The sequence below is a fragment of the Vibrio sp. EA2 genome (assembly GCF_033042495.1).
GTDB lineage: Bacteria > Pseudomonadota > Gammaproteobacteria > Enterobacterales > Vibrionaceae > Vibrio.
In genome coordinates this window covers 35,623-57,713 of record NZ_JAWLID010000003.1, presented here as the reverse complement: position 1 = coordinate 57,713, position 22,091 = coordinate 35,623, and the positions used below count along the sequence as shown (strand labels likewise).

At 46.9% G+C, this 22,091-nt stretch carries 16 protein-coding genes; 8 read left to right on the top strand and 8 right to left on the bottom strand.

Going from position 1 to position 22,091, the window contains the following annotated elements:
• Positions 1-55: 55 nt before the first annotated feature.
• From RXX31_RS08280 to hrpB, 3 genes are all read right to left on the bottom strand, one after another.
• Entirely contained in the window at positions 56-2,374 is a 2,319-nt protein-coding gene (locus RXX31_RS08280; RefSeq protein WP_317588668.1) for a patatin-like phospholipase family protein, read from the bottom strand.
• A gap of 135 nt (positions 2,375-2,509) precedes the next feature.
• The gene (mrcB, locus tag RXX31_RS08275) at positions 2,510-4,891 is read right to left on the bottom strand and encodes a penicillin-binding protein 1B (RefSeq protein ID WP_317588666.1); all 2,382 of its coding nucleotides are present in this window, start codon (positions 4,889-4,891) and stop codon (positions 2,510-2,512) included.
• On the bottom strand, positions 4,884-7,352 hold the full coding sequence (gene hrpB, locus RXX31_RS08270; protein WP_317588665.1) for an ATP-dependent helicase HrpB: 2,469 nt from the start codon (positions 7,350-7,352) through the stop codon (positions 4,884-4,886). The genes mrcB and hrpB overlap by 8 nt, the downstream gene beginning before the upstream one ends.
• A 66-nt stretch (positions 7,353-7,418) precedes the next feature.
• Between hrpB and sfsA the strand changes: the two genes are divergently transcribed.
• From sfsA to panC, 7 genes are all read left to right on the top strand, one after another.
• On the top strand, positions 7,419-8,138 hold the full coding sequence (gene sfsA, locus RXX31_RS08265; RefSeq protein WP_317588664.1) for a DNA/RNA nuclease SfsA: 720 nt from the start codon (positions 7,419-7,421) through the stop codon (positions 8,136-8,138).
• Positions 8,139-8,271: 133 nt separating this feature from the next.
• Positions 8,272-8,718 carry an RNA polymerase-binding protein DksA gene (gene dksA, locus RXX31_RS08260; RefSeq protein ID WP_317588662.1) on the top strand — a complete coding sequence of 149 codons (447 nt, stop codon included), beginning with the start codon at positions 8,272-8,274 and terminating at the stop codon, positions 8,716-8,718.
• A 76-nt stretch (positions 8,719-8,794) separates the two neighbouring features.
• Positions 8,795-9,658 (top strand): tRNA glutamyl-Q(34) synthetase GluQRS, encoded by an 864-nt coding sequence (gene gluQRS / locus RXX31_RS08255; protein WP_317588661.1) that lies wholly within the window; start codon positions 8,795-8,797, stop codon positions 9,656-9,658.
• A gap of 100 nt (positions 9,659-9,758) precedes the next feature.
• Positions 9,759-11,123, top strand: coding sequence for a polynucleotide adenylyltransferase PcnB (gene pcnB, locus RXX31_RS08250; protein ID WP_317588660.1), 1,365 nt, complete (start codon positions 9,759-9,761; stop codon positions 11,121-11,123).
• A complete protein-coding gene (gene folK / locus RXX31_RS08245; RefSeq protein WP_317588659.1) occupies positions 11,120-11,605 on the top strand; it encodes a 2-amino-4-hydroxy-6-hydroxymethyldihydropteridine diphosphokinase in 486 nt (161 codons plus the stop codon). The genes pcnB and folK overlap by 4 nt, the downstream gene beginning before the upstream one ends.
• A gap of 24 nt (positions 11,606-11,629) precedes the next feature.
• Positions 11,630-12,424, top strand: a complete 795-nt coding sequence (panB, locus tag RXX31_RS08240; protein ID WP_317588658.1) for a 3-methyl-2-oxobutanoate hydroxymethyltransferase — start codon at positions 11,630-11,632, stop codon at positions 12,422-12,424.
• Between the two features lie 11 nt (positions 12,425-12,435).
• Positions 12,436-13,341: a pantoate--beta-alanine ligase gene (panC, locus tag RXX31_RS08235; protein ID WP_317588656.1), complete on the top strand. Its 906-nt coding sequence runs from the start codon at positions 12,436-12,438 to the stop codon at positions 13,339-13,341.
• A gap of 64 nt (positions 13,342-13,405) precedes the next feature.
• Here panC and RXX31_RS08230 read toward each other — a convergent pair whose 3' ends face one another.
• From RXX31_RS08230 to RXX31_RS08220, 3 genes are all read right to left on the bottom strand, one after another.
• The gene (locus RXX31_RS08230) at positions 13,406-14,176 is read right to left on the bottom strand and encodes an ABC transporter permease (RefSeq protein ID WP_014232938.1); all 771 of its coding nucleotides are present in this window, start codon (positions 14,174-14,176) and stop codon (positions 13,406-13,408) included.
• A 9-nt stretch (positions 14,177-14,185) separates the two neighbouring features.
• Positions 14,186-15,097, bottom strand: a complete 912-nt coding sequence (locus RXX31_RS08225) for an ABC transporter ATP-binding protein (RefSeq protein WP_317589330.1) — start codon at positions 15,095-15,097, stop codon at positions 14,186-14,188.
• Between the two features lie 308 nt (positions 15,098-15,405).
• The gene (locus RXX31_RS08220; protein WP_317589329.1) at positions 15,406-17,076 is read right to left on the bottom strand and encodes a SulP family inorganic anion transporter; all 1,671 of its coding nucleotides are present in this window, start codon (positions 17,074-17,076) and stop codon (positions 15,406-15,408) included.
• 274 nt (positions 17,077-17,350) lie between these two features.
• On the opposite strand from RXX31_RS08220, the gene can reads away from it, so the two are divergent.
• Positions 17,351-18,019, top strand: coding sequence for a carbonate dehydratase (gene can, locus RXX31_RS08215; protein ID WP_317588654.1), 669 nt, complete (start codon positions 17,351-17,353; stop codon positions 18,017-18,019).
• A 217-nt stretch (positions 18,020-18,236) separates the two neighbouring features.
• Here can and RXX31_RS08210 read toward each other — a convergent pair whose 3' ends face one another.
• Complete coding sequence (locus tag RXX31_RS08210; RefSeq protein WP_317588653.1) at positions 18,237-20,648, bottom strand: DUF2309 domain-containing protein; 2,412 nt, start codon at positions 20,646-20,648, stop codon at positions 18,237-18,239.
• The gene (locus tag RXX31_RS08205) at positions 20,648-22,015 is read right to left on the bottom strand and encodes an NADH-quinone oxidoreductase subunit L (RefSeq protein ID WP_317588652.1); all 1,368 of its coding nucleotides are present in this window, start codon (positions 22,013-22,015) and stop codon (positions 20,648-20,650) included. The genes RXX31_RS08210 and RXX31_RS08205 overlap by 1 nt, the downstream gene beginning before the upstream one ends.
• Positions 22,016-22,091 lie beyond the last annotated feature (76 nt).

The following is a 22,091-nucleotide window of genomic DNA, read 5'->3' as shown; positions in this document are numbered from 1 at the left end:
CTAAAGTTCTGCTAATTTTGCGCCAATATGCTGAGGTTATGCTTTCTTTTGCCAGTTAATTAAATGACGTTCCTACGATTAAGTACACAGCCTCCAAGTCCTGCTCTGTACGACCGTAAGACAACATTATAGGCCCAATTGGTGAATCAACACCAAAGAATACTGAGCCCGCATTATACAGCGGCGCCTCATTTAAAGAGAGGTCATTATCCGACCAGACACCGCCATACTCGACTGAAGCCCCTATATATACCGGAGCTTCAAACAATCCGAAATCATTATCGAACCATTTATAACGATAAACGAGACTGCTAAAGAACAGATCCTGGCCAATCAGACTGTTTCTCGGAATGCCTGAAAGGTTTAAAAAGCCGCCGAGTTCTCGTGGATCGAGGGGTATGGTTGAATTTTTACTTTCAACAAAACTGTACTCGGCATGTCCGACTAAAGTATGACGCTGATGGCTCACTGCACCTTTAAATCGGGCCGAAATTTCATACACCGTATCTTCGACTGTTGATTCGGATTCCAGGAAGTTATCACCTTCCGGACTTTTATCATGAGAAGCCAAGTACTCCAAATCAACCAATAAACCACGAGTAGGGAAGGCAAAGTCATCAAGAGTATCTAAGCGGTAGCTCGCAAATACGCCCAGCCGGTCAAAATCGAGATTGCCCGCCGACGCCAACGTGGACAGTTCAATACTCCCTGTTGAATATCGGGCGCCCAACCTTAGCTCTTGCCATAACGTCGGCTGATAGCCAATCGAGAGCTCCGATGTAAAGTGACTGTACGAGACAGGCAGAAAATCATCCACTGCGCTAATATCAGGGTTTTGAAAATCATTCAGGGGTAAGTTTCGGCTTTCATTGCTATAGGCCAGTCGTCCGGAGACGAACAGTTCTTGGCTGGACATCACGGGCGAATACAGTTCCGTTTCAATCAGCTTATCCGTGCCCATTTCAACATTAAATGCCAGTTCTGCACCGTGTGAGTTTAGGTTGGTAAAATTAGTCGATAGCCCGATGCCATACTGGCTGTCAGTATCAAAATCATCTTCGAGGAAAAATCGAAAGTTGAGGTAATTAGGACCCCATGATTTTTCGTTGACCGTGAAAACTAATCGTGTCGAGCCTAACTCTTCCTCGAAGTGGTAGGTTATCAGCTCAAAGCGATCAAGCGCATAAAGGTTTTCAACCGCTTTTTCGATCTCTTGCGTTGAGATTGTCCGTCCAGTTTCTAAATGCAGACGGTTGGTTAACAATACATCACTGTAGTGCGTGTTATTGACGATCTCAACATCATCAACAATGCGTTCATCGCCATACACTAAGGTTTTTCGAACATCTTGTTTATGTTCAACGTATCTCTGGTAATCAGCACTCGACAAGCGTAAATCTTTCAGCTTTGATTCCAGCATGTTGGTGATCTCATAACCAGACTGAAATGCTGATGGCATCTTATCGAATTCGACGGTTTCCATTTTGCCAACATTGGGGCGAATATAAATATCTTGTTCTTGAAGTGCTTCGACTTGCTCTTGGGTACTACGACGTACAAGGTAATTAGAAAGCTGATCGGCGACGGTAAACAGACCGGTAAAGTCTTCTTCCGTTTTATAATCGGTACTGATATCCACAGCAATAACCACATCCGCGCCCATCGCACGAGCCACATCAACTGGCATGTTATTCACCACGCCGCCGTCCACCAGCATATGACCATTTAACTGATAAGGTGGGAGCGCCCCCGGAACCGACATGCTGGCCATCATCGCATCCACTAGGTAACCATTACCAATGACGACTTCTTCAAGCTCTAAGATATCAGTCGCAACAGAGCGATACGGTATAGCCAGCTCATCAAAGGAATCAAAACGCCCCAGGTTACCCGTACTTTCACGCAGGATACGCAGCATGTTTTGTCCCTGCACCACACCAGTTGGTGCTCTGACTTCGGTCAAGCGTAGCCCAAGATCGGTGTATATCTGGTAACGATCTTCGTACTCTTTATCGCGAACCCGGCGCTGGCTTCGATCAACGCGATCTCGATAGCCGCCATTCCAATCCACAGTGTAGATAAAGCTCTCAATCTCATCCGCGGTCATCCCCGTCGCATACAAGCCACCTACATATGCTCCCATGCTCGTGCCAGTAATGATATCGACCGGAATTTGCATCTCTTCCAGTGCTTTAAGTACACCAATATGTGCGGCACCTTTAGCACCACCACCTGCGAGAACCACCGCAATTTTAGGCCGCGATGCAGAAGTCTCTTCCTGGGCCCGGGAAGCCGAAGGCATAGCGATCAAAAAGAAGCTCAGCCAAAGCGCGAAGTAGCGAGTTAACGGGCTAAATGACAACTTTTTGAACATTCACGTTTCCTTTATCGAATCTCTGGCTTAGGAAAGGGTTGGCAATGTTGTTCAACCCCACTTCCCAGCTTTTAGGCCCTAATATGTACTAAGAATTGACCAGTGAAACAAGCTTATACTTGCAGTTTAGCGACACTACCAATTAAATAAATCATTAATCCAGTTAGATTTTTTCTCACACTGCTGCCTTACCTGGCCTGTTTTATCCCATACCGGCAGTTTATATTCGCTACGGCAATTCATTTCCAACCCACCGTCGGTCGTTTGTTTGAATCCCAATGTCGTCACTTCTCGAGGCCAGGGTAGTGCTAAACGTTCAGGAATACGCTGAGACAAATATTCGGCGTAAACACGTAAAGCCCCGCTGGCTCCCGTTAAATGGGTTGGTTTGTTATCGTCACGCCCAAGCCAGATAGTGGTGACTTCTCTACCATCCACTCCGACAAACCAGCTATCACGCGTGTCATTACTGGTACCGGTTTTGCCAGCCAACGCAGCCCAAGCAAACTGGTTCTGCAAAAAGCGCCCCGTTCCCTGAGCTACGCCTTGTTTCATTGCGTAAGTGGTTAGCCAAGCGGCTTGTTCATCCACCTCACGAGACGAACGAGGCAATGACTGATACAGAACATTACCTTCCATATCAATCACCGAGCGAAGTGCGGTTAGCCTAGCTCGCTTGCCTGAGTTTGTCAGAGTCTGATACATCTGAGCGACCTCAATGGGCGTGAGTGAAAACGCGCCAAGGAACATAGCAGGCACCGGGCGGATTTCGTCTTTGCTTACGCCCAAGCGCTCTAAAGTAGCCGTCACCTCAGGTATACCTAGTTCCATACCCAGACGTACGGTTGGTACATTAAGTGACTTGGCTAACGCAATGAAGAGTGGAACATCGCCACGGTATTTACGGTCGTAGTTGCGCGGTGTCCAAACCGTGCCTTCACTGCCTTTCAGGCTTAACGGCGTGTCATGCAGCGTTGTACCCAGGTTGTACTTTTCCGGTTGCTCCAGCGCAGTCAGGTAAATAGCAGGTTTCACCAAAGAGCCAATAGGACGGCTCGCATTAAGCGCCCGGTTAAATCCATCATAACCCGCTCGTTTCCCGCCTACCATTGCACGGATTTCACCACTGTGACGGTCTACTGCAACAGCGGCTGCTTCGAGCTCTTTACCACCTCTCTTAGACAAATCGGGGATCTTTTTCGCGATGGCCTGTTCCATTTTACTCTGTGATACCGGATCCAGTGAGGTGAAAACTCTTAACCCCGTTTCCGCCTTAAAACGTTCACCGACTTTTTCTTTAAGCTCGATGCTCAACTGTTGGAAGTAAGCGGGCTGACGGCTGGCGATACGCGGGTTGCTTTGTGTGTCGAGCGGGCGACTCGCTGCTTGATCATACTCTTGAGCTGTCAGTAGATTTTGTTGCATCAACAGACGTAACACCAAATCGCGGCGATCTTTGGTACGCTCAGGATAGCGAATAGGGTTGTAATAAGACGGCCCTTTGACCATACCGACTAACATCGCAAGTTGATCGACACGGAGTTCACTGATCGGCTGACCAAAGTAGTAGCGAGAAGCCAAACCAAAGCCATGGATCGCTTCACCACCACTTTGTCCTAAATACACTTCGTTTAAGTACGCTTCCAGAATACGATCTTTGCTGTAGCGATAATCCAGAATCAACGCAATGTAGGCTTCACGTAGCTTACGCCACAATGTTTTGTCACGGGTCAAAAACAGGTTTTTCGCCAACTGCTGGGTCAGGGTGCTCCCCCCCTGAACCGTCCGACCCGCCTTAATATTAGCAACGAGCGCGCGCCCGATTGCCAACGGAGAAACCCCGTCATGTTGATAAAAGTTTCGGTCTTCGGTCGCCAGTAACGCATCCACCAAAATTTCCGGGAACTGATCTCGACGTAGAAACAGTCGTTGCTCGTCCTGATCTTTCTCTAGCATACCCAGCATTTTAGGCTCCAGACGCAAATAGCCAAGATCCCCTCTGGACTCTAAAGACTGAATGCGCTGTAAACCGCCGTCAGAGAAATGCAGCATCACGTGACGATCTGGCTCAGGGCCATCGGCGAATTCAAATGGACGACGGATTAATTCGATACGAGTAGAAGACGAAGAGTATTCGCCCGGATAACGTGGCGTGCTTACCTTTCGATAGTTGAGCACATCCAGTTCATTGCGCAGCTCTTTGATGGTGATATTTTCACCCGGACTCAGATTCAGAATGCGCGCGTAAACAACGGTTGGCAGCTCAAATAACTGACCATCAAAACGCTCTTTGACCACGCTATCTAAATAAATACCGACGAACAACAATACCGCAGCCAGTGCAACACCCGCTTTCCAGCTAAACGACCACAACGTTTTTAGCCACGAGCGCTTCCCATTGCTCGGCTTCTTGCCCGAGGTACGTTTGGTACGTTTGGTACGTTTTGCCGTACTTTTCGCTGCTGTTTTTTTCTTCGCAGGCGCTTTTTTTGTGCTTGGCTTTTTACTGTTAGTCATTATTCAACTGTCTTTTTGTTTTCGTTGTCGCTACATGATTTGCCGGGTCGTCTGGCCATACGTGTTTTGGGTAGCGCCCTTTCATCTCTTTTTGCACGTCTTTATAACTGCCTTTCCAGAAGGCCGCGAGGTCTGTTGTCACTTGCAGTGGACGCTGCGCTGGAGAAAGTAACTCAAGCAGCAACGGTTTACGACCAAGAGCGACCGTTGGCGACGCACTTTCTCCAAATACTTCCTGCATTCTTACTGATAACACCGGCTCATGACCGTATTGATATCGAATGCGTTTTTTGGTTCCGGTCGGTAGCTGGTAGTGCTCTGGTAGCCACTCATCAAGGTTCTGATTCAACGGCCAGCCTAAACGCGCATTCAACGCTTCAGTCAAATTGACCTTATTCAGCTCTTTGACCGACGAGACGGACGCCATATACGGCTCTAGCCACTCTTCCAAAAATTCGAGTAAACTCGCTTCATCAAAACTTGGCCAAGGCTGCTCTGGCATCCAGTCTATTGCACAGCGAATACGCTCAAGCAAGCTTTCTGCTGCCGGTGTCCAGTTTAGACTGCTCAATCCCTGGCGGCGGACATACGTGAGTAAAGCTTGTGTCATTTTTTCTTTGCCCGGGCTTGGCAACGACTCACGCTCTATCACCAACTGACCGAGCTTTTGCTGCCGCTGCGCGATTAAACGCCCTCTTTTTTCATCCCAATCCACCAGTTCTTCAGATGAAAATAGCGACTTAAACGTTGTTTGCAGTAAGTTGACGTCCAATTCACATGCCAAATGAATTTGACTCGAATTAGAATGTGAACGCATCAAGTCAATCGCTACCAAATATTCACACCCACCTAAGCTATCCTCAGGACGACATTCCGCACCATGGCCGTTCGATAGCATGAATCGACCGTATTGATTACTGCGTTGCTGAGCAATACGATCCGGAAACGCCAGACTCAACACCAGTGGCAGCGCACTCTCATCAACATCGCCAAGAGAAAAGGCACTATCCTGTTTGTGAGCTAAGGATTGCGCACGTTTAAGCAGCAGTGATTTTTTCGGATGCGTCCCCGTCATCCAGCGGTGCAGGCTGTGTGCAATGTTGGTGACGTTTCTTTCTGGTTCTTCAATAAGGGCGACCGCTGCAAGCGCAGTATTTAACATCTTCTCACTGTGCAGCGAAGATTTAATCAACATAGCGGCTGCGCGAGGCTCCACACCAAGCTCATGAGCCTGTCTGCCATCCGCCGTCAATTGACCTTGATCGTTTAGCAGTCCAAGAGACACTAGCAGTTGCTTAGCCTGATTCAACGCCGCCTGAGAAGGAATATTGAGCCATTTTAGGTCCTGAATATCGCTTGCGCCCCAGAACGCTAACTCCATAACCAAACTCGCCAAATCAGAGTGCAGAATTTCTGGCTGCGGAACCGCGGGTTGCTGTTTGAACTGACTGTCAGAATAGAGACGGACGCAGATCCCCTCTTCGATTCGGCCTGCTCGTCCCATACGCTGAATTGCAGAAGACTGGGCAATTCGCACTTGCTCAAGACGGGTGAGTCCATTTTTTAGATCAAAACGAGCAATACGTTCTAAACCGGAATCCACGACAAGGCGAATGCCTTCAATCGTCAGGGAAGTTTCCGCGATATTGGTTGCTAACACCACTTTACGTTTCCCCTTTACCGCGGGAGCAATCGCCTTTTGCTGCTGAGCAAAACTAAGCTGACCGTAAAGAGGACAAACTTCGACCTCATCAGGCAGATGAGATAACCGTTCTTCAACCTGCTTAATCGCCGCAACACCAGGAAGAAAAGCCAATAATGAGCCCGACTCTTTATTGATCAAACTCTCAATCGTCTTGGCCATAATACTTGGCAGATGGTCATTAATGGCTAAGGGGGTGTAACGCGTTTCAACAGCAAAACTGCGCCCTTCTGACTGAATAAAACTCGCTTCGTGCAACAGAGTTTGCAACGCATCTTGATCCAGCGTTGCCGACATCACCACCAGCTTAAGATCATCACGCAGCGCTTCCTGAACTTCCAAACTGAATGCCAATGCGGTGTCCGCATGGATACTACGCTCATGAAATTCATCGAAAATCAGCAGATCGACGCCATCCAGTTCAGGGTCGTTTTGGATCATGCGCGTCATGATCCCTTCCGTCACAATCTCCAACTGCGTGGCGGAACTGACCTTTGTCTCACCACGAACACGATATCCAACTCGCTGCCCGACTTTTTCCCCCAATTGCTCCGATAAATACCGAGCGATATTCCGCGCAGCCAATCGTCTTGGCTCCAACATGATAATTTTGCCCTTGACCAGTTGGTGCTGGAGCAGTTGGAGAGGAAAGTAAGTCGATTTACCCGCACCTGGCGCGGCTTTTAGGATGACCTGATGTTGATTTTCGACCGCGGCAAGTAGCTGAGGCATCACGGATTCAATCGGCAGTTGTGACAAAGGAAATACCTTGTGATGTAATGATGGCAACATTGTACATAAAAACGCGCCCGTCTAAATAAGCAAATGCATTTCGAACCCGCTTTAGAGTCAGCGACTCTGCTCAAACGCTACAAACGCTTCCTCGCCGATATTGAACTTGATAACGGTGAAATTCGCACCATCCATTGTGCCAACACCGGCGCGATGACAGGCTGCGCCACGCCAGGCAATAAAATTTGGTACTCGACGTCCGATAACCCTAAGCGCAAATACCCCAATAGCTGGGAGCTCAGCGAAACCAAGCTCGGCCATCGTATCTGTATCAATACCGCTCGCGCTAACCAATTAGCGATAGAGGCGATTGAAAACAATGTCATTTCAGAGCTTTGCGGTTACGATAAACTTCAAACGGAAGTGAAATATGGTCATGAAAATAGCCGAATTGATATCTTGCTCAGCGCAAGTGATAAACCAAAGTGCTATATAGAAGTAAAAAGCGTCACTCTTCTTGATGAGACTAGCTTGGACGGGCAAGGATACTTCCCCGACGCCGTCACTACCCGCGGACAAAAACACCTGCGAGAGCTCACAGAAATGGCACAAAATGGAAGTAGAGCCATACTTTTATTTACTGTTTTACATTCGGGTATTGAAAAAGTATCTGCGGCACACCATATAGACGCAAAATATTCACAATTACTCAAACAAGCACAAGACGCTGGAGTAGAAGTTCTCTGCTACAAAGCTGAACTGAGCAGTACTGACATATCGCTAATTTCTGCTGTTGATTTCATCAATTTATAGAAAAAATGATGTTATCTTCACATTGACGATAAGTTTGCAAAACAGTATTTGCTTGCACCGCCTCTTTTTGCTATAGATACCCGCCTTAAAGAGACTGCGTAGCAGTTGACTAGGTGTAAGTAGGAGATGCTGTATGCCAGAATCAAAGAAAAAAACGATTGGCATCCTAGCCATTGCAGGCGTGGAGCCATATCAGGAAAAACCTGGTGAAGAGTACATGTCACCAGAGCAGGTTGAACATTTTACGAAAATCCTAACGGCTTGGCGTGATCAACTAAGAGCTGAAGTGGACCGTACTGTTCACCATATGCAGGACGAAGCAGCAAACTTCCCTGATCCAGTGGACCGCGCCTCTCAAGAGGAAGAGTTCAGCCTAGAACTGCGTAATCGTGACCGTGAGCGCCGTTTGATCAAGAAGATTGAAAAGACGTTAGACAAAATCGAAGAAGATGACTTCGGCTTTTGTGAGTCTTGCGGCGTAGAGATCGGCATTCGCCGTCTTGAAGCACGCCCAACTGCCGATCTTTGTATCGACTGCAAAACGCTTGCAGAAATCAAAGAGAAGCAGATGCAAGGCTAATCACCACGCATTTTTATTATGGAAGGGAGCTCTGGCTCCCTTTTTGTTTTGGCTTATCTGTTCGAGATTCATACCCATGACAAGCTACGTTGGCCGATTTGCCCCATCTCCTTCAGGGCCATTGCATTTTGGCTCACTGGTAGCCGCCCTTGGTAGTTATTTTCAGGCCAAAGCCAACCATGGAACATGGTTGGTTCGCATAGAAGACCTCGATCCGCCAAGGGAAATGCCCGGCGCAACACAAGCTATTCTGCAAGCACTACAAGCTTACCAATTACATTGGGATGGTGAAGTGGTCTATCAGAGTCAGCGCCATCACCTCTACCAAGCTCAAATCGATACCTGGCTAGAAAATGGTGACGCGTACTATTGCCAGTGCACGCGCAAACAAATAAAACAGCATGGTGGGTTTTATCCGGGCACTTGCCGAGATAAAAACTTGAAAGAAGGCGCAATACGCCTAAAAATGACCAAACCTATCGCCAGTTTCAGCGACCTGAAACATGGAACCATAAAGATTCCGGAACAACTGGTAAATGAAGATTTCATTATTAAACGCCGAGATGGATTATTTGCTTATAATCTTGCGGTAGTATTGGATGACATCGACCAAGGGGTGACTGAAGTCGTTCGTGGCGCCGATTTAATCGAACCAACAGGGCGTCAGATCAGCTTGTACCAAATTCTAGGACAACCCGAAGTCAGTTACTTGCACTTACCATTGGCGATAGATGACAACGGCAATAAATTGTCGAAACAAAATCACGCGACGGCTATTGATATAGACAACCCCAAGCCAGCATTGCTAAAGGCGATGACGTTTTTGGGGTTTGATATACCAGACGAAATACAAGCCTCAGATATTGAGAATATTCTTCGTTGGGGCTGCGAGAACTGGCAGTTAGAACAGCTTCCAACCGAGATCGAAATCACAGCATGATTCTCAAATGGCGCTGTGTAGTGCTATCATTAGCCGCAAATCTGCCCGAGGGCACCAAAACTAACCAAAGCAAAATTGGATTAAACCCAGTTATTGCCAGATGCACATGAATACAAACGACTATACACCAAGCGAACCTGCCACAATCCCAGAGCTCGCTCTCAATGTAATAACTCGTGAAGAGCACAACATTTCGCGTAAGCAGATCAGTGATAATGCACTGAAGGTACTGTACCGCCTTAATGGTGCTGGTTTCGATGCTTTTCTTGTGGGTGGCGGGGTTCGAGATTTACTGCTGGGACAGAGACCAAAAGACTTTGATATTGCGACCAATGCAACACCAGAGCAGATAAAACAGCTGTTCAGAAACTGTCGCTTAATTGGCCGCCGTTTCCGCTTGGCCCACATCATGTTTGGCCGTGACATCATTGAAGTCGCGACCTTCCGTGGCCACCATCAAGAGCAGAAAAACAAAAGCATTTCTCAGCAATCAAAAGAAGGCATGCTGCTACGCGACAACGTGTACGGCACCATCGATGAAGATGCAGAACGCCGAGATTTCACGATCAACTCGATGTACTACAACATCGCTGATTACTCGATTCACGACTATGCCCGTGGTATCGAAGACTTAGAAGATCGCTTAATTCGCCTTATCGGCGATCCAGAAACTCGTTATCGCGAAGATCCCGTGCGTATGCTGCGTGCGATTCGATTCGCGGTAAAACTCGATTTTGATATCGAAGAGGATACAGCTGCGCCCATTGAAGAGATGGCGACACTGCTGCGTGATATCCCATCCGCGCGTCTTTTCGAGGAATCATTAAAGCTACTACAGTCTGGAAATGGTCTAGAAACCTACCACCTACTGCGTGAATACAACCTATTCCAGCAGCTTTTCCCGACCATTGCTGAGCACTTCACTGAAGATTACTCATCACACACAGAACAGATGCTGGATCTGGTCCTCGATTCCACAGATATGCGAATTGAAGATGGTAAACGCATCAACCCTGCATTTATGTTCGCAGCGATGCTGTGGTACCCACTGTGTTCCGTTGCCGAGAAACTGATGGAGCAACGCCATCTTGGTTACTACGATGCCATCATGGAAGCCAGTAACATCATCCTTGATGAGCAAGTTCGCACTATTGCCATCCCACGACGTCACACTGCGACTATCCGCGAGATTTGGCAACTGCAATTACGCTTGCCGCGACGCAATGGTAAGCGCGCCTCACGCCTAATGGAATTAAACAAGTTCCGCGCGGGATACGATTTCCTTGAAATGCGTGGCGAAATTGAAGGCGGTGAGACCGAGAAACTTGCCAAGTGGTGGGAAACTTTCCAGAATGCAGGCCGAGAAATGCGTCAGGCAATGGCAGCCGATCTCGATGAACAAGCACCAAAAGGCCAGCGTCGCCGTAAAAACTACCGTAAGAAAAAGAGTAAGCCTAAATCATGATCACAGCGTACATTGCGGTAGGCAGTAACTTGGCTGATCCTGTCAGCCAAGCGAAGCAAGCGATCGAAGCGCTAAAAGCACTGCCTAATTCAACATTTGTTAAAGCGTCAGAGCTTTACAGCAGCACACCAATGGGTCAACAAAACCAGCCGGATTACATTAATGCGGTCGTGGCGATCCAAACCAATTTGACGCCTTTGCAACTGCTTGATTGCACCCAAGCCATCGAGCAAGAACAAGGGCGTGTCCGTAAAGATGAGCGTTGGGGGCCAAGAACATTGGACCTCGACATTGTACTTTATGGCAATGAGGTGATTAATTCCGAAAGACTGACCATTCCTCACTACGGAATGAAAGAACGCGAATTCGTGCTCTACCCTCTTGCGGAAATTGCACCAAATTTACAACTCCCTGATGGGACCGAGGTCTCTACACTACTCAAGCAGGTAGATAGAAACGGCCTCAATATTTGGCAGTCATAGCCAACTCCTAGTAAGGATAAAACAATGAAAAAAATGACCATCAACGACCTTATCAAATGCAAGCAAGAAGGTCGTAAATTTGCTACTTCAACAGCTTACGATGCAAGCTTCGCCCAACTGTTTGAAAGCCAGGAAATGCCCGTCCTGCTAGTGGGTGACTCACTAGGCATGGTTCTGCAAGGCGAAAACGATACGCTGCCAGTCACTGTAGAAGATATTGTTTACCACACTCGCTGCGTTCGCGCGGGTAGCCCAAATTGTTTGCTGATGTCTGACATGCCATTTATGAGCTACACCACGCCAGAGCAAGCCTGCGAAAATGCAGCAAAAATCATGCGTGCTGGTGCCAACATGGTGAAGATCGAAGGTGGTGAGTGGCTAGTCGATACTGTCAAAATGCTCACTGAGCGTGCGGTTCCAGTCTGTGCTCACCTAGGTCTGACACCTCAATCTGTGAACATCTTTGGTGGCTACAAAGTGCAGGGCCGAGATGAAGAAAACGCAGATCGCATGGTCAAAGATGCACTGGCACTACAAGAAGCTGGGGCTCAAATCATCCTACTTGAGTGTGTTCCTGCCTCTCTGGCAGAGCGCATCACTCAATTGCTTGACGTGCCAGTTATCGGTATCGGTGCAGGTAACGTGACTGATGGTCAAATTCTAGTCATGCATGATATGTTTGGCATTTCTGCTAACTACATGCCTAAATTCTCCAAAAACTTTCTTGCTGAAACAGGTGATATGCGCAAAGCCGTTGCAAAATACATGGAAGATGTTGCAAACGGTGTATTCCCAGACGACGCTCATACCATTGCTTAGAGGATAAGTGAATGCACACTTTTGCGGAAATTTCGGCGGTTCGTGAACAGGTAAAAACCTATAAGCGTGAAGGACGTAAAATCGCGTTTGTCCCAACCATGGGCAATCTTCATGACGGTCACTTAACGCTCGTTCGTAAGGCTCGCGAATACGCTGATGTTGTTGTCGTAAGTATCTTTGTTAATCCGATGCAGTTTGAACGTGCTGACGATTTAAATAACTACCCGCGAACATTGGATGAAGACCTTAGCAAACTCGCTGCTGAAGGGGTTGAATTGGTGTTCACTCCGACACCGGAAATTATCTATCCTGAAGGCTTAGATAAGCAGACTTTTGTCGATGTACCCGGTCTTTCGACTATTTTAGAAGGTGCTTCACGTCCAGGTCATTTTCGTGGCGTGACGACCATCGTCAATAAGCTGTTTAATATTGTCCAGCCAGATCTCGCTTGTTTTGGCGAAAAAGACTTCCAGCAACTCGCCGTTATTCGCAAGATGGTCGCTGACCTAGCAATGGATATTGAAATCGTCGGTGTACCGACCATTCGTGAAATGGACGGGCTTGCGATGAGTTCTCGTAATGGATTACTCACGCTGGATCAACGTCAACGTGCCCCCGTGCTTGCACGCACAATGCGTTGGATTAGCAGCACCATGCGTGGCGGGCGTGATGACTACGCTTCAATCATTGAAGATGCAAGCGATCAGCTTCGAGCTGCCGGACTGCATCCGGATGAAATCTTTATCCGTGATGCTCGCACTTTAGAAGAAATCACTGTAGACACAAAACAAGCGGTTATTCTGATGTCAGCATTTTTAGGTAATGTTCGCCTGATCGACAATCAAACCGTTGAGATGGCCGTTGAAGCTAAAGATAATTCTGATTCGAGCGATGCTAGCTCAGGGGATGCAGAGTAAGCAAAAGTCAAAAGAAAAGGTCGACTGCAAGTCGACCTTTTTTGTTGCACTTCATCAATAGCGTTTAGGTTCGTAAGCCTTTACCTTTGGTTACTAAGTAATGCGCCACGGCATACAGCAATACAACAAAGACACCAAGCACACTAAACGACGTCACGATACCTACATCCGATACGCCCAAAAACCCATAACGGAATGCGTTGACCATATAGACGATCGGGTTGATTTTAGACACGCCCTGCCAAAATTCTGGTAACAGGCTTATCGAATAAAAAACCCCGCCTAAGTAAGTTAATGGTGTCAGGACAAACGTAGGAACAATAGAAATATCATCAAACGTCTTAGCAAAGACAGCGTTGATTAATCCACCTAACGCAAAAACAACCGAAGTCATAAATACGGTCAGGAAGATAATTCCCCAATGATCCACATTCAAATCAACAAAGAATAGCGATACGAAAGTGACAAAGGTGCCAACCAACAAGCCTCGGGTAACCCCACCCATGACGTAACCCGCAATAATGACATAGTTAGGAACCGGAGCCACAAGCAATTCTTCGATATTCTTCTGCATTTTTGCACTGAAAAATGACGAAGCGACGTTTGAGTATGAGTTGGTAATCACCGACATCATGATTAAGCCAGGAACAATGTATTCCATATAGCTAAATCCGTTCATCTGGCCGATACGCGAACCTATAAGATTACCAAAGATGATGAAATACAAGCACATGGTAATCACTGGCGGAACTAAGGTTTGTACCCAAATACGCGTAAAGCGATTGATCTCTTTACCCAGCAAACTAACAAAAGCTGTCCAATAAATATGATACATACCGTTTCCTTAACTCTGCTCGCGAACAATACGGACAAACAACTCTTCCAAGCGGTTAGCCTTATTACGCATCGATAGTACTCTGACCCCTTGCTCAGTTAACTGAGTAAACACATGGTTCAAGCCTTCCGATTTCTCCAGCTCAATTTCTAGTGAGCCTTCTTTTACTGTTTGAGAAATGACGCCATCAAGAGGCTGAATACAGTTTTCATTTTCAACGTCCAACACAAATGTTTCGACTTGCAGTTTAGATAACAAGCCTTTCATCGTGGTGTTCTCAATCAGCTCTCCGCGATTAATAATACCAATGTTGCGACAAAGCATTTCCGCTTCTTCAAGATAGTGAGTGGTAAGAATAATCGTGATACCTTGAGCGTTGATCTTTTTAAGGAATTCCCACATTGAACGGCGCAATTCGATATCCACGCCAGCCGTTGGCTCATCCAGGATCAGTAATTTTGGTTCATGCATTAGCGCTCGGGCTATCATGAGTCGACGCTTCATACCACCTGATAGATTACGAGCGGCCTCTGCCCGCTTGTCCCAAAGGTCAAGTTGAGTCAGGTACTTCTGTGCTCGCTCTTTTGCAACCGCTTTTGGTACGCCGTAATACCCTGCTTGTTGAGTAACAATTTGCTCAACCGATTCAAATTGGTTGAAGTTGAACTCCTGAGGGACCAGACCTAAATTTTGTTTCGCCAATTCAAGATCGGTATCGATGTCATAACCGAAGACTTTAGTGGTTCCGGATGTTTTATTGACAAGCGAAGCGATAATACCGATTGTGGTTGATTTCCCTGCCCCATTTGGGCCGAGAAGCGCGTAAAAGTCACCCTGTTTAACTTGTAGACTGATGCCTTTTAACGCCTCAAAGCCGCCTGCGTACGTTTTACGTAGCTGTTCGATTTCTAATGCGTACATAGCGTAGTTGATTGCCGTCTGTTGTAATTCGTGATTGCGGATACCAAGTGAGAGTATTTGAACGATTAAGAGCCGATGCCCCAGAAACATCTTTCGGTATTGCAGTGAAGGATTATTAGTTTATCGTTGAATAACGATGATTACAATTAAACCTTTCGATAAACTTGGATGAGTTATCCACAGTAAGGTTATGGTTTTCTGAGCTTTGGGAAGTCGATAACAGAGGGAAATGAGGTTCTTGGAACAGGCAGTGAGATAACGAGCTCTGCCAAAAGGCTTGGCAGAGCTGAAAGTAGAAACTGAGTAAATTACGCAGTAATACGTTGGTATTGTGCTTCCTCAACATGCGCAACTGCGGCGTTCAAAGCTTCATAGCGGAATCGATAAATGTTGGCAGCCGGAACCAGATCGATCACGTGGAACTTTTCTAGTTGTTCACGCGTATGTTGATTTGGGCACAACAGATACACTTCACAATTTGCATCCAGAGCATCTTTAATTGCGTTTTCTAGCGCCAGTCCGACGGTCACATCAATCATTGGTACATCTGTGAGATCCAAAATCATCGCTTCGTAATCGGCGATACTTGAATGCTGACGAGAGATCGCTTTCGATACACTAAAGATCATTGGTCCGGAGAGGTAAAAGAACAGCACAGTGCCATTCGCTCGATCCAATAATCCTCTCTCACTATCAGTTAAAGGCACATCGTCTTCATCAGCATCACTAATCGCTTTAACCTGGCGAGCCTGTTCACGGCTCAGGCGTTCAATAATAATGATGTTGGAGATAAACACCCCAAGCCCAACGGCGACAATCAGATCGACGAATACAGTCAGCAGCATTACACCGTACATCACGGCCATGCCTGAAAAGCTGACCTTATGAGCACGCTGAATAAAGCTCCAGTCGAGAATATTAAAACCGACATATACGGCAATACCAGCCAGCACCGCCATTGGAATTGGCTCGGTCAATCCTCCAGCAACCAAGACCACTAACGCCAGCATCAATGCACGAATCACACCAGATAATGGTGATCGCGCCCCGACTTGAATGTTGGTCACGGTTCCCATCGTCGCACCTGCGCCCGGTAGTGCACCAAACAACCCGGAAATCATATTCGCCAAACCCTGACCACGTAGTTCTTTATCAGAGTCATGCTCTTTACGCGTTAGCGAGTCACCAATAACCGCCGTTAGTAGCGTATCAATGCAACCAAGGGTACCCAACACCAAAGCATCGATAACCATCTCAACAAACATATCCGGATTGATATGTGGGGCAACCAACGAAGGTAAGCCCGCTGGGATTTCACCAATACGACGAATGTCATCCGTATCAAACAGAATCACGGACAGCAAGGTCACAGCGACCAGAGCCACCAGCTGAGCAGGGACATACTTGCGATAGTGTTTGGGGAAGAAAAACAGAATCCCTAGCGTCAGCAAGCCTAAAAATAGCTCACTAAACTTCAAATTAGAAATGGTTTCAGGTAAGGCGGATAACGTTCCTAATACGCCACCTGAAGGCGCTGCATGCCCCAGCAGAGGTGAGAGCTGCAGGATTATCAATATGACGCCGATTCCTGACATAAACCCAGATATCACACTGTAGGGCATTAAGGTAACGTATTTACCCAGCTTTAGTGTCCCCAGCAAAATCTGAAACGCACCCGCCATCATGACAACAGTAAACGTCATCGCCATCCCTGTTTCCGGGTATTTCACCATCATGCTCGTCAAGACCGCGGTCATAATGACGGTCATCGGCCCGGTGGGCTCTGATATCAGTGTATTGGAACCACCAAATAGAGAGGCAAACAAACCGACCATGATCGCGCCCCATAAGCCCGCTTCTGCGCCTGCTCCTGAAGCAACACCAAATGCTAAAGCCAAAGGTAGCGAGATAATAGCGGTCGTGACACCACCAAAGATGTCCCCTTTGAAATTGATATCTTCAAAACGATTACCGAACAACACTTAATTCCCTTGTATTAATAACAAAACAAATTTCACCACTTTAACAAGCACTCCTTCAACCATAACGATTTCATGGGTTTTGAGGACTGATAAATAAACAAGCTCAATTGTACGAGTTTATTAGCAAGAACACGTCAGATGAGTCCTTCGCGACGAATATTTAACGGGATAGAAATTGTAACATTGTGTATAGTTGAAATTTTGATCGCTTGCTATATTCGAGGAGCTAAGCTATCAGTGCTTTTGTCATTTAAGGGAAGTTATTTGCAAGATGCCGGAAATTAAACAATTATTTGAAAATAATTCAAAATGGTCAGAAGAGATCAAATCTGATCGCCCTGAATATTTCGCTAAGCTAGCTGAAGGACAAAACCCCGACTTTTTATGGATTGGTTGTTCTGACAGTCGAGTTCCGGCAGAACGCCTAACGGGTCTGTACTCAGGAGAACTGTTCGTTCATCGTAATGTCGCTAATCTGGTTGTTCATACCGACTTAAACTGTTTGTCTGTGGTTCAATACGCAGTAGACGTATTAAAAGTGAAGCATATTATTATTTGTGGTCACTACGGATGTGGTGGTGTAAACGCTTCTATTGATAATCCTCAACTCGGGTTAATTAACAACTGGCTTCTGCATATCAGAGACTTGTACTACAAACATCGTAGTTATATTGAATCAATGCCGGAAGCGGATCGCTCAGACAAACTAGCTGAAATCAACGTTGCAGAGCAAGTTCATAATCTAAGTAACTCTACGATTCTGCAAAATGCCTGGGAACGTGGTCAGGAAATTGAAGTGCACGGTGTTGTTTACGGTATCGATGATGGGAAGCTGGAGTACATAGGTGTGCGCTGTCACTCCAGAGATACGGTAGTAGAGAGTTACAAAGCTGCGATGGAAAGGATTCTGAATCCAGAACATAAATTGCTTTGTCGTTAAGTTCTAGGTTGTTAAATTTTTCCTAGTTCCCCTCCCCTCTGGGAATTAGAGCTAAAAAACAAAATGCCCACTAACTAATGTGTGGGCATTTTTATTCGTACGTTAATCTGAATACAGGCCAATACCAACCCAGGTAAAAAGTGATCATTTTGGGCTTTGAAGAATCAACAAATTTTCCAGGTTAATATAAGTCTAGTATTTAGGTTTTAGAAGTGAGCTATTGTTGAGTCACAACTTGCCAGGTGCCATCCCGGTACTGGCTGACTTGATTCTGGCTATCGACGTGATAGAGGAATAACCAGTCATTATTGACCAATGATGCCACATCCTGATGCTGAGCCATAATGGCCTCAATGGCTAATTGGGGAGCCTGAATAAACACGCTAAGGCGCACCGGCTGATGGCGGTAATGGCGACCATCGTGAACCGATTGTTTTGAAAGCCCGATTCTCAGATCGCCACCGTTTCCTTCAAATACTCCAATATGTCCGCCAACTACGTTGTGTAGTAGTTTGTTACCGCTGCCAAATTTCTCCGGTGTGGTGACTGAGGCGTAATACTGCATGTTAATCCAGTTCATCACCAGTAATGGTGCGGTTAGAATCTTTTCCAACTGAGTAAATTCGGGATCTTGTTCGACATGGTATTCATGCAAAAAAGCACGTCCGGAAAAGTCTAAATTGCGCGTCAACGCTCTCGGAGCGATAAATACCCCGGCGTTATTACACAGTCCCCATTCCGGTCTCATTTGTGCCCAGTTGGTTGCTCGCTGTTTAAAGAAACGGTTAAGGTCACTTTTGCTTGGCGCTACTGGTGCATCGAATTGTTCAGCGCGAGCATGACGAGCCTGATGACTGGCATCAAGAATGGCCTGACGCCAATTGGCATCTGGCGCGTCAAACACAGTTAAACCGTCGGTCGTGGTATTATGCAGCGCAGCATAAAACTGGGTATCTTCAGGGATTGTCACCCCGAAGTTTTTCATCTCACAACGCACTTGCTCATCGTTTAGCAGTGATGCCAGGACTTTGACATTAACTTCACCGCTTTGGCCACCACACGCCCCACAATCCAGACTTGATGAAGTATGGTTGTTACAAGTTTGGCTACCGTGCCCGGTTAACAGCACGACGTTAGCGAGGCGCTTAGCTATGCCCATCGCGGTTAAAATACCTGCACCTAACTCGGCTTTTTCGGCTGTCGTTAACAAGGTTTGGTTGCGCTTCAACTCCCAAGTCTCATTGTTACGAAGATCTTTGTTAACGGGGTTTTCAGTCCCGTCTTGCATCACTACGCGTTTGAAAAGGCTGACCAATTTCAGCAAACCACCCGCTTCAACCATGCCCAAGTTAGACGATGGCTTATCCAGGCTATTCTGCCAGCCTAATTTAGTCAGACGCAGCCAGCGTTCTGGTTGTATACGAGTCTGTTGAGCCACCAAATCCGGGGCTAATAATCCGGGTAGTTGAGGACGTAAAATACTGCCGTCGTGATTCTGATAAGCAATAGGAATACCGAAGAACCCTGCAAAGCCGACGGTTTCAATATCATCGCCCTGCGCTTCCAAAGCACGGCGCATTGGCTCAGAACGAACATCAATACAAAACACCGCTTGCAACTGCGGACGATCACTCTCGATGCTTTCTTTCACGGAACTGACCTGATGGATCCACGAATTTTGCACGCTAAGCTCCAGTGCACGCTGCCAAATCCACATCGGTGCTAACTGCTGTTTGGCTAAAAAGTACAGCTGTTCGATATTGTTTGTCTGATGAGCTAATGTTTGACGAATTCGCTTGGCGGTTTGTGGATGCGTTTCTTCCAGCCACCTCATTAACACTTTGTCCCATGCCAACAAAATTGTGGTCAAACCCAGAGTGTGAGACAAGCTGCTTGGCTTCTGTGCCAGATTCGCTTGCCAGTCTAGCCAGGATTGCCACCCCGCCCAGCCAGATAACTGCTGCAATGATGCACGCATAAAAGCGTGGCAGCCAGTTTCGTTTTGCCAGGTCGGTTCCCAGGTTTCATAGATATCATCTAATGATTCAAACAATGACTTGGGTAGTTGTTGAAAATAAGGCAGCAGATCAACACCAAGCAGTGTTTTCATACCTTTGTCGCGACAGATAACTTCCAGCCAGCTTTGATATAAATGCTCGCCATCTTTGCCATCAGCATCAAAGCGATCCGGATACTGATGATAAAGTGCAATAAACTGACTCACCTGCTGAACGATTTCCTGCGCCCAACTGTGCCCTTGCTGTGATGGAATTTCCTCATCCATCAACATTGCCAGCGTTTTCCAGCGTATTAGGTCAGGCTCGCTACGCTGAAGATCCTCAATAACTTGCTCATAAGTGAGTATTGAGTCTGATTGTTCAATTGCCTGATCCAGATGTTCTGGCTGAATTTGCTGATGCCACAATTGACGAAAGTACGCTCTGGGCATCAGGCTGGTCTCACCCGTGATAACCGCTTGTTCAGCAAAGGTCGTTTCAATGGTGTTGTGACGCTGCGGCCACCATGGGTTAACCGCGATAGATTGATCCAGAGGCCAGACAGGTGCAATGGACGCTGCTACAGATTTGGCAATGTCGATATATGGCATACGCAGTTGTTGTTCAAACATTATTTAGCCTCCGGTTTTTCTTGCCACTGAGCATTTTGTAACGCAAGCAGTGACTGACTTGGCCACCACTTGAGGGTCAGGCGAGTTGCCCACTCATCGAGATAAACCCCAGCATTAAGCGCAATAAATAGACGTTTGACCCAGCTGATTTGAGGCCAGTATTGCAGCGCCATCGATAGGGCAAACAAACTGACAAAAAGCGCCGCCACAAATCCATCGGCCAGCAAATTCAGTGGAGCGTCAAGGCCAACCACCTTAGCCAGTGCGTGTTTGGCTGCGGTGTAAAGCGTAAGCAGTACTGAAGCAAAACATAGGGTAATAACAATACGTGGCAGGCTGGCTCGGTCCCAGCAAGTCACGCTTGGTAAAATCAGCGCGCTCAGCGCAAACCACACCAGGATGGTAGCTGCCAGACTGGTCATTACGGCAAATTGCCACTGGGCGATAGCAAGCATCAACAGTGACAGAGTCAGGGCGAGACACCAGTGGCCCAGTCTCGGTTTCACGTCGCCGGCCAGTTTCGCTGCCAGATAGTGGTTGACCGTATTGCCGCTATTAAGAAACGAGTACGCTTTGTAAAGCGAGTGCGCAAATAAGTGCAGCACAGCCATGTCGTAAAGACCTAATGCAATCTCAACCAGCATGAGTCCCATTTGTGAACTGGTGGACCACGCCAGCTTTACTTTAATAGAGATACGAGTGGTACTTACCAGACCTGCAATCACGGTGCTGATTCCCGACAGTACAATCAGAATGCCACACGCCAAAGAGCTTGACGCCAATATAGGAGCGAAGAAAAGTAGTAATATTCCACCAAGGTTTACAATGCCAGCGTGAAGCAGTGCCGATACCGGGGTCGGCGCTTCGACAACCTGTATCAACCAGCCATGGACAGGTAGCTGCGCGCACTTAATCAGTGCCACGATAGCAAGTAGTACGGCTGCTGCTTCAATTTTGCCACTGTGTGAAGTCACTCCTGCCTGAGCGACAATGTCATTGATGTAAGGGGTATTGAACTCAAGGTACAAAAGAACAAATGCCACCGCTAATAGCAGTTCACTAAACCGGGCGAGAAGAAACTTTTTGTGTGCCGCCAGTTGTGCGCGATTACGCTGCGGATAAAAAAGAATTAATCTGTTTAGCGAGAGGCTTACACTAACCCATGCTGCCCAGAAGATAAGCAGGTGATTACTGATGATCACCATAATGACGGCACAAAGTGTCATGACTAAAGCGCGTAGAAAACGCCCGCGATCCGCTTCACCCGCAAATGCCACCCAACTATAACGAATGATGGTGAATCCGAGTATGGCAATCAAACTGAGCAACATCAGCTTGAGCGGTGTAACCAAAAACACAGAGAACATGACCTACCTCACATTTAATAATATGATGCGTATTGTGAAAGTTAGTTACACTTAAGTAAAATATATAATAAGTTAC

Coding starts and splice junctions, on each gene's coding strand:
- RXX31_RS08280 (WP_317588668.1), bottom strand. CDS start 2,374: ATGTTCAAAAAGTTGTCATTTAGCCCGTTAACTCGCTACTTCGCGCTT.
- mrcB (WP_317588666.1), bottom strand. CDS start 4,891: ATGACTAACAGTAAAAAGCCAAGCACAAAAAAAGCGCCTGCGAAGAAA.
- sfsA (WP_317588664.1), top strand. CDS start 7,419: ATGCATTTCGAACCCGCTTTAGAGTCAGCGACTCTGCTCAAACGCTAC.
- dksA (WP_317588662.1), top strand. CDS start 8,272: ATGCCAGAATCAAAGAAAAAAACGATTGGCATCCTAGCCATTGCAGGC.
- gluQRS (WP_317588661.1), top strand. CDS start 8,795: ATGACAAGCTACGTTGGCCGATTTGCCCCATCTCCTTCAGGGCCATTG.
- pcnB (WP_317588660.1), top strand. CDS start 9,759: ATGCACATGAATACAAACGACTATACACCAAGCGAACCTGCCACAATC.
- folK (WP_317588659.1), top strand. CDS start 11,120: ATGATCACAGCGTACATTGCGGTAGGCAGTAACTTGGCTGATCCTGTC.
- panB (WP_317588658.1), top strand. CDS start 11,630: ATGAAAAAAATGACCATCAACGACCTTATCAAATGCAAGCAAGAAGGT.
- panC (WP_317588656.1), top strand. CDS start 12,436: ATGCACACTTTTGCGGAAATTTCGGCGGTTCGTGAACAGGTAAAAACC.
- RXX31_RS08230 (WP_014232938.1), bottom strand. CDS start 14,176: ATGTATCATATTTATTGGACAGCTTTTGTTAGTTTGCTGGGTAAAGAG.
- RXX31_RS08225 (WP_317589330.1), bottom strand. CDS start 15,097: ATGTACGCATTAGAAATCGAACAGCTACGTAAAACGTACGCAGGCGGC.
- can (WP_317588654.1), top strand. CDS start 17,351: ATGCCGGAAATTAAACAATTATTTGAAAATAATTCAAAATGGTCAGAA.
- RXX31_RS08210 (WP_317588653.1), bottom strand. CDS start 20,648: ATGTTTGAACAACAACTGCGTATGCCATATATCGACATTGCCAAATCT.
- RXX31_RS08205 (WP_317588652.1), bottom strand. CDS start 22,015: ATGTTCTCTGTGTTTTTGGTTACACCGCTCAAGCTGATGTTGCTCAGT.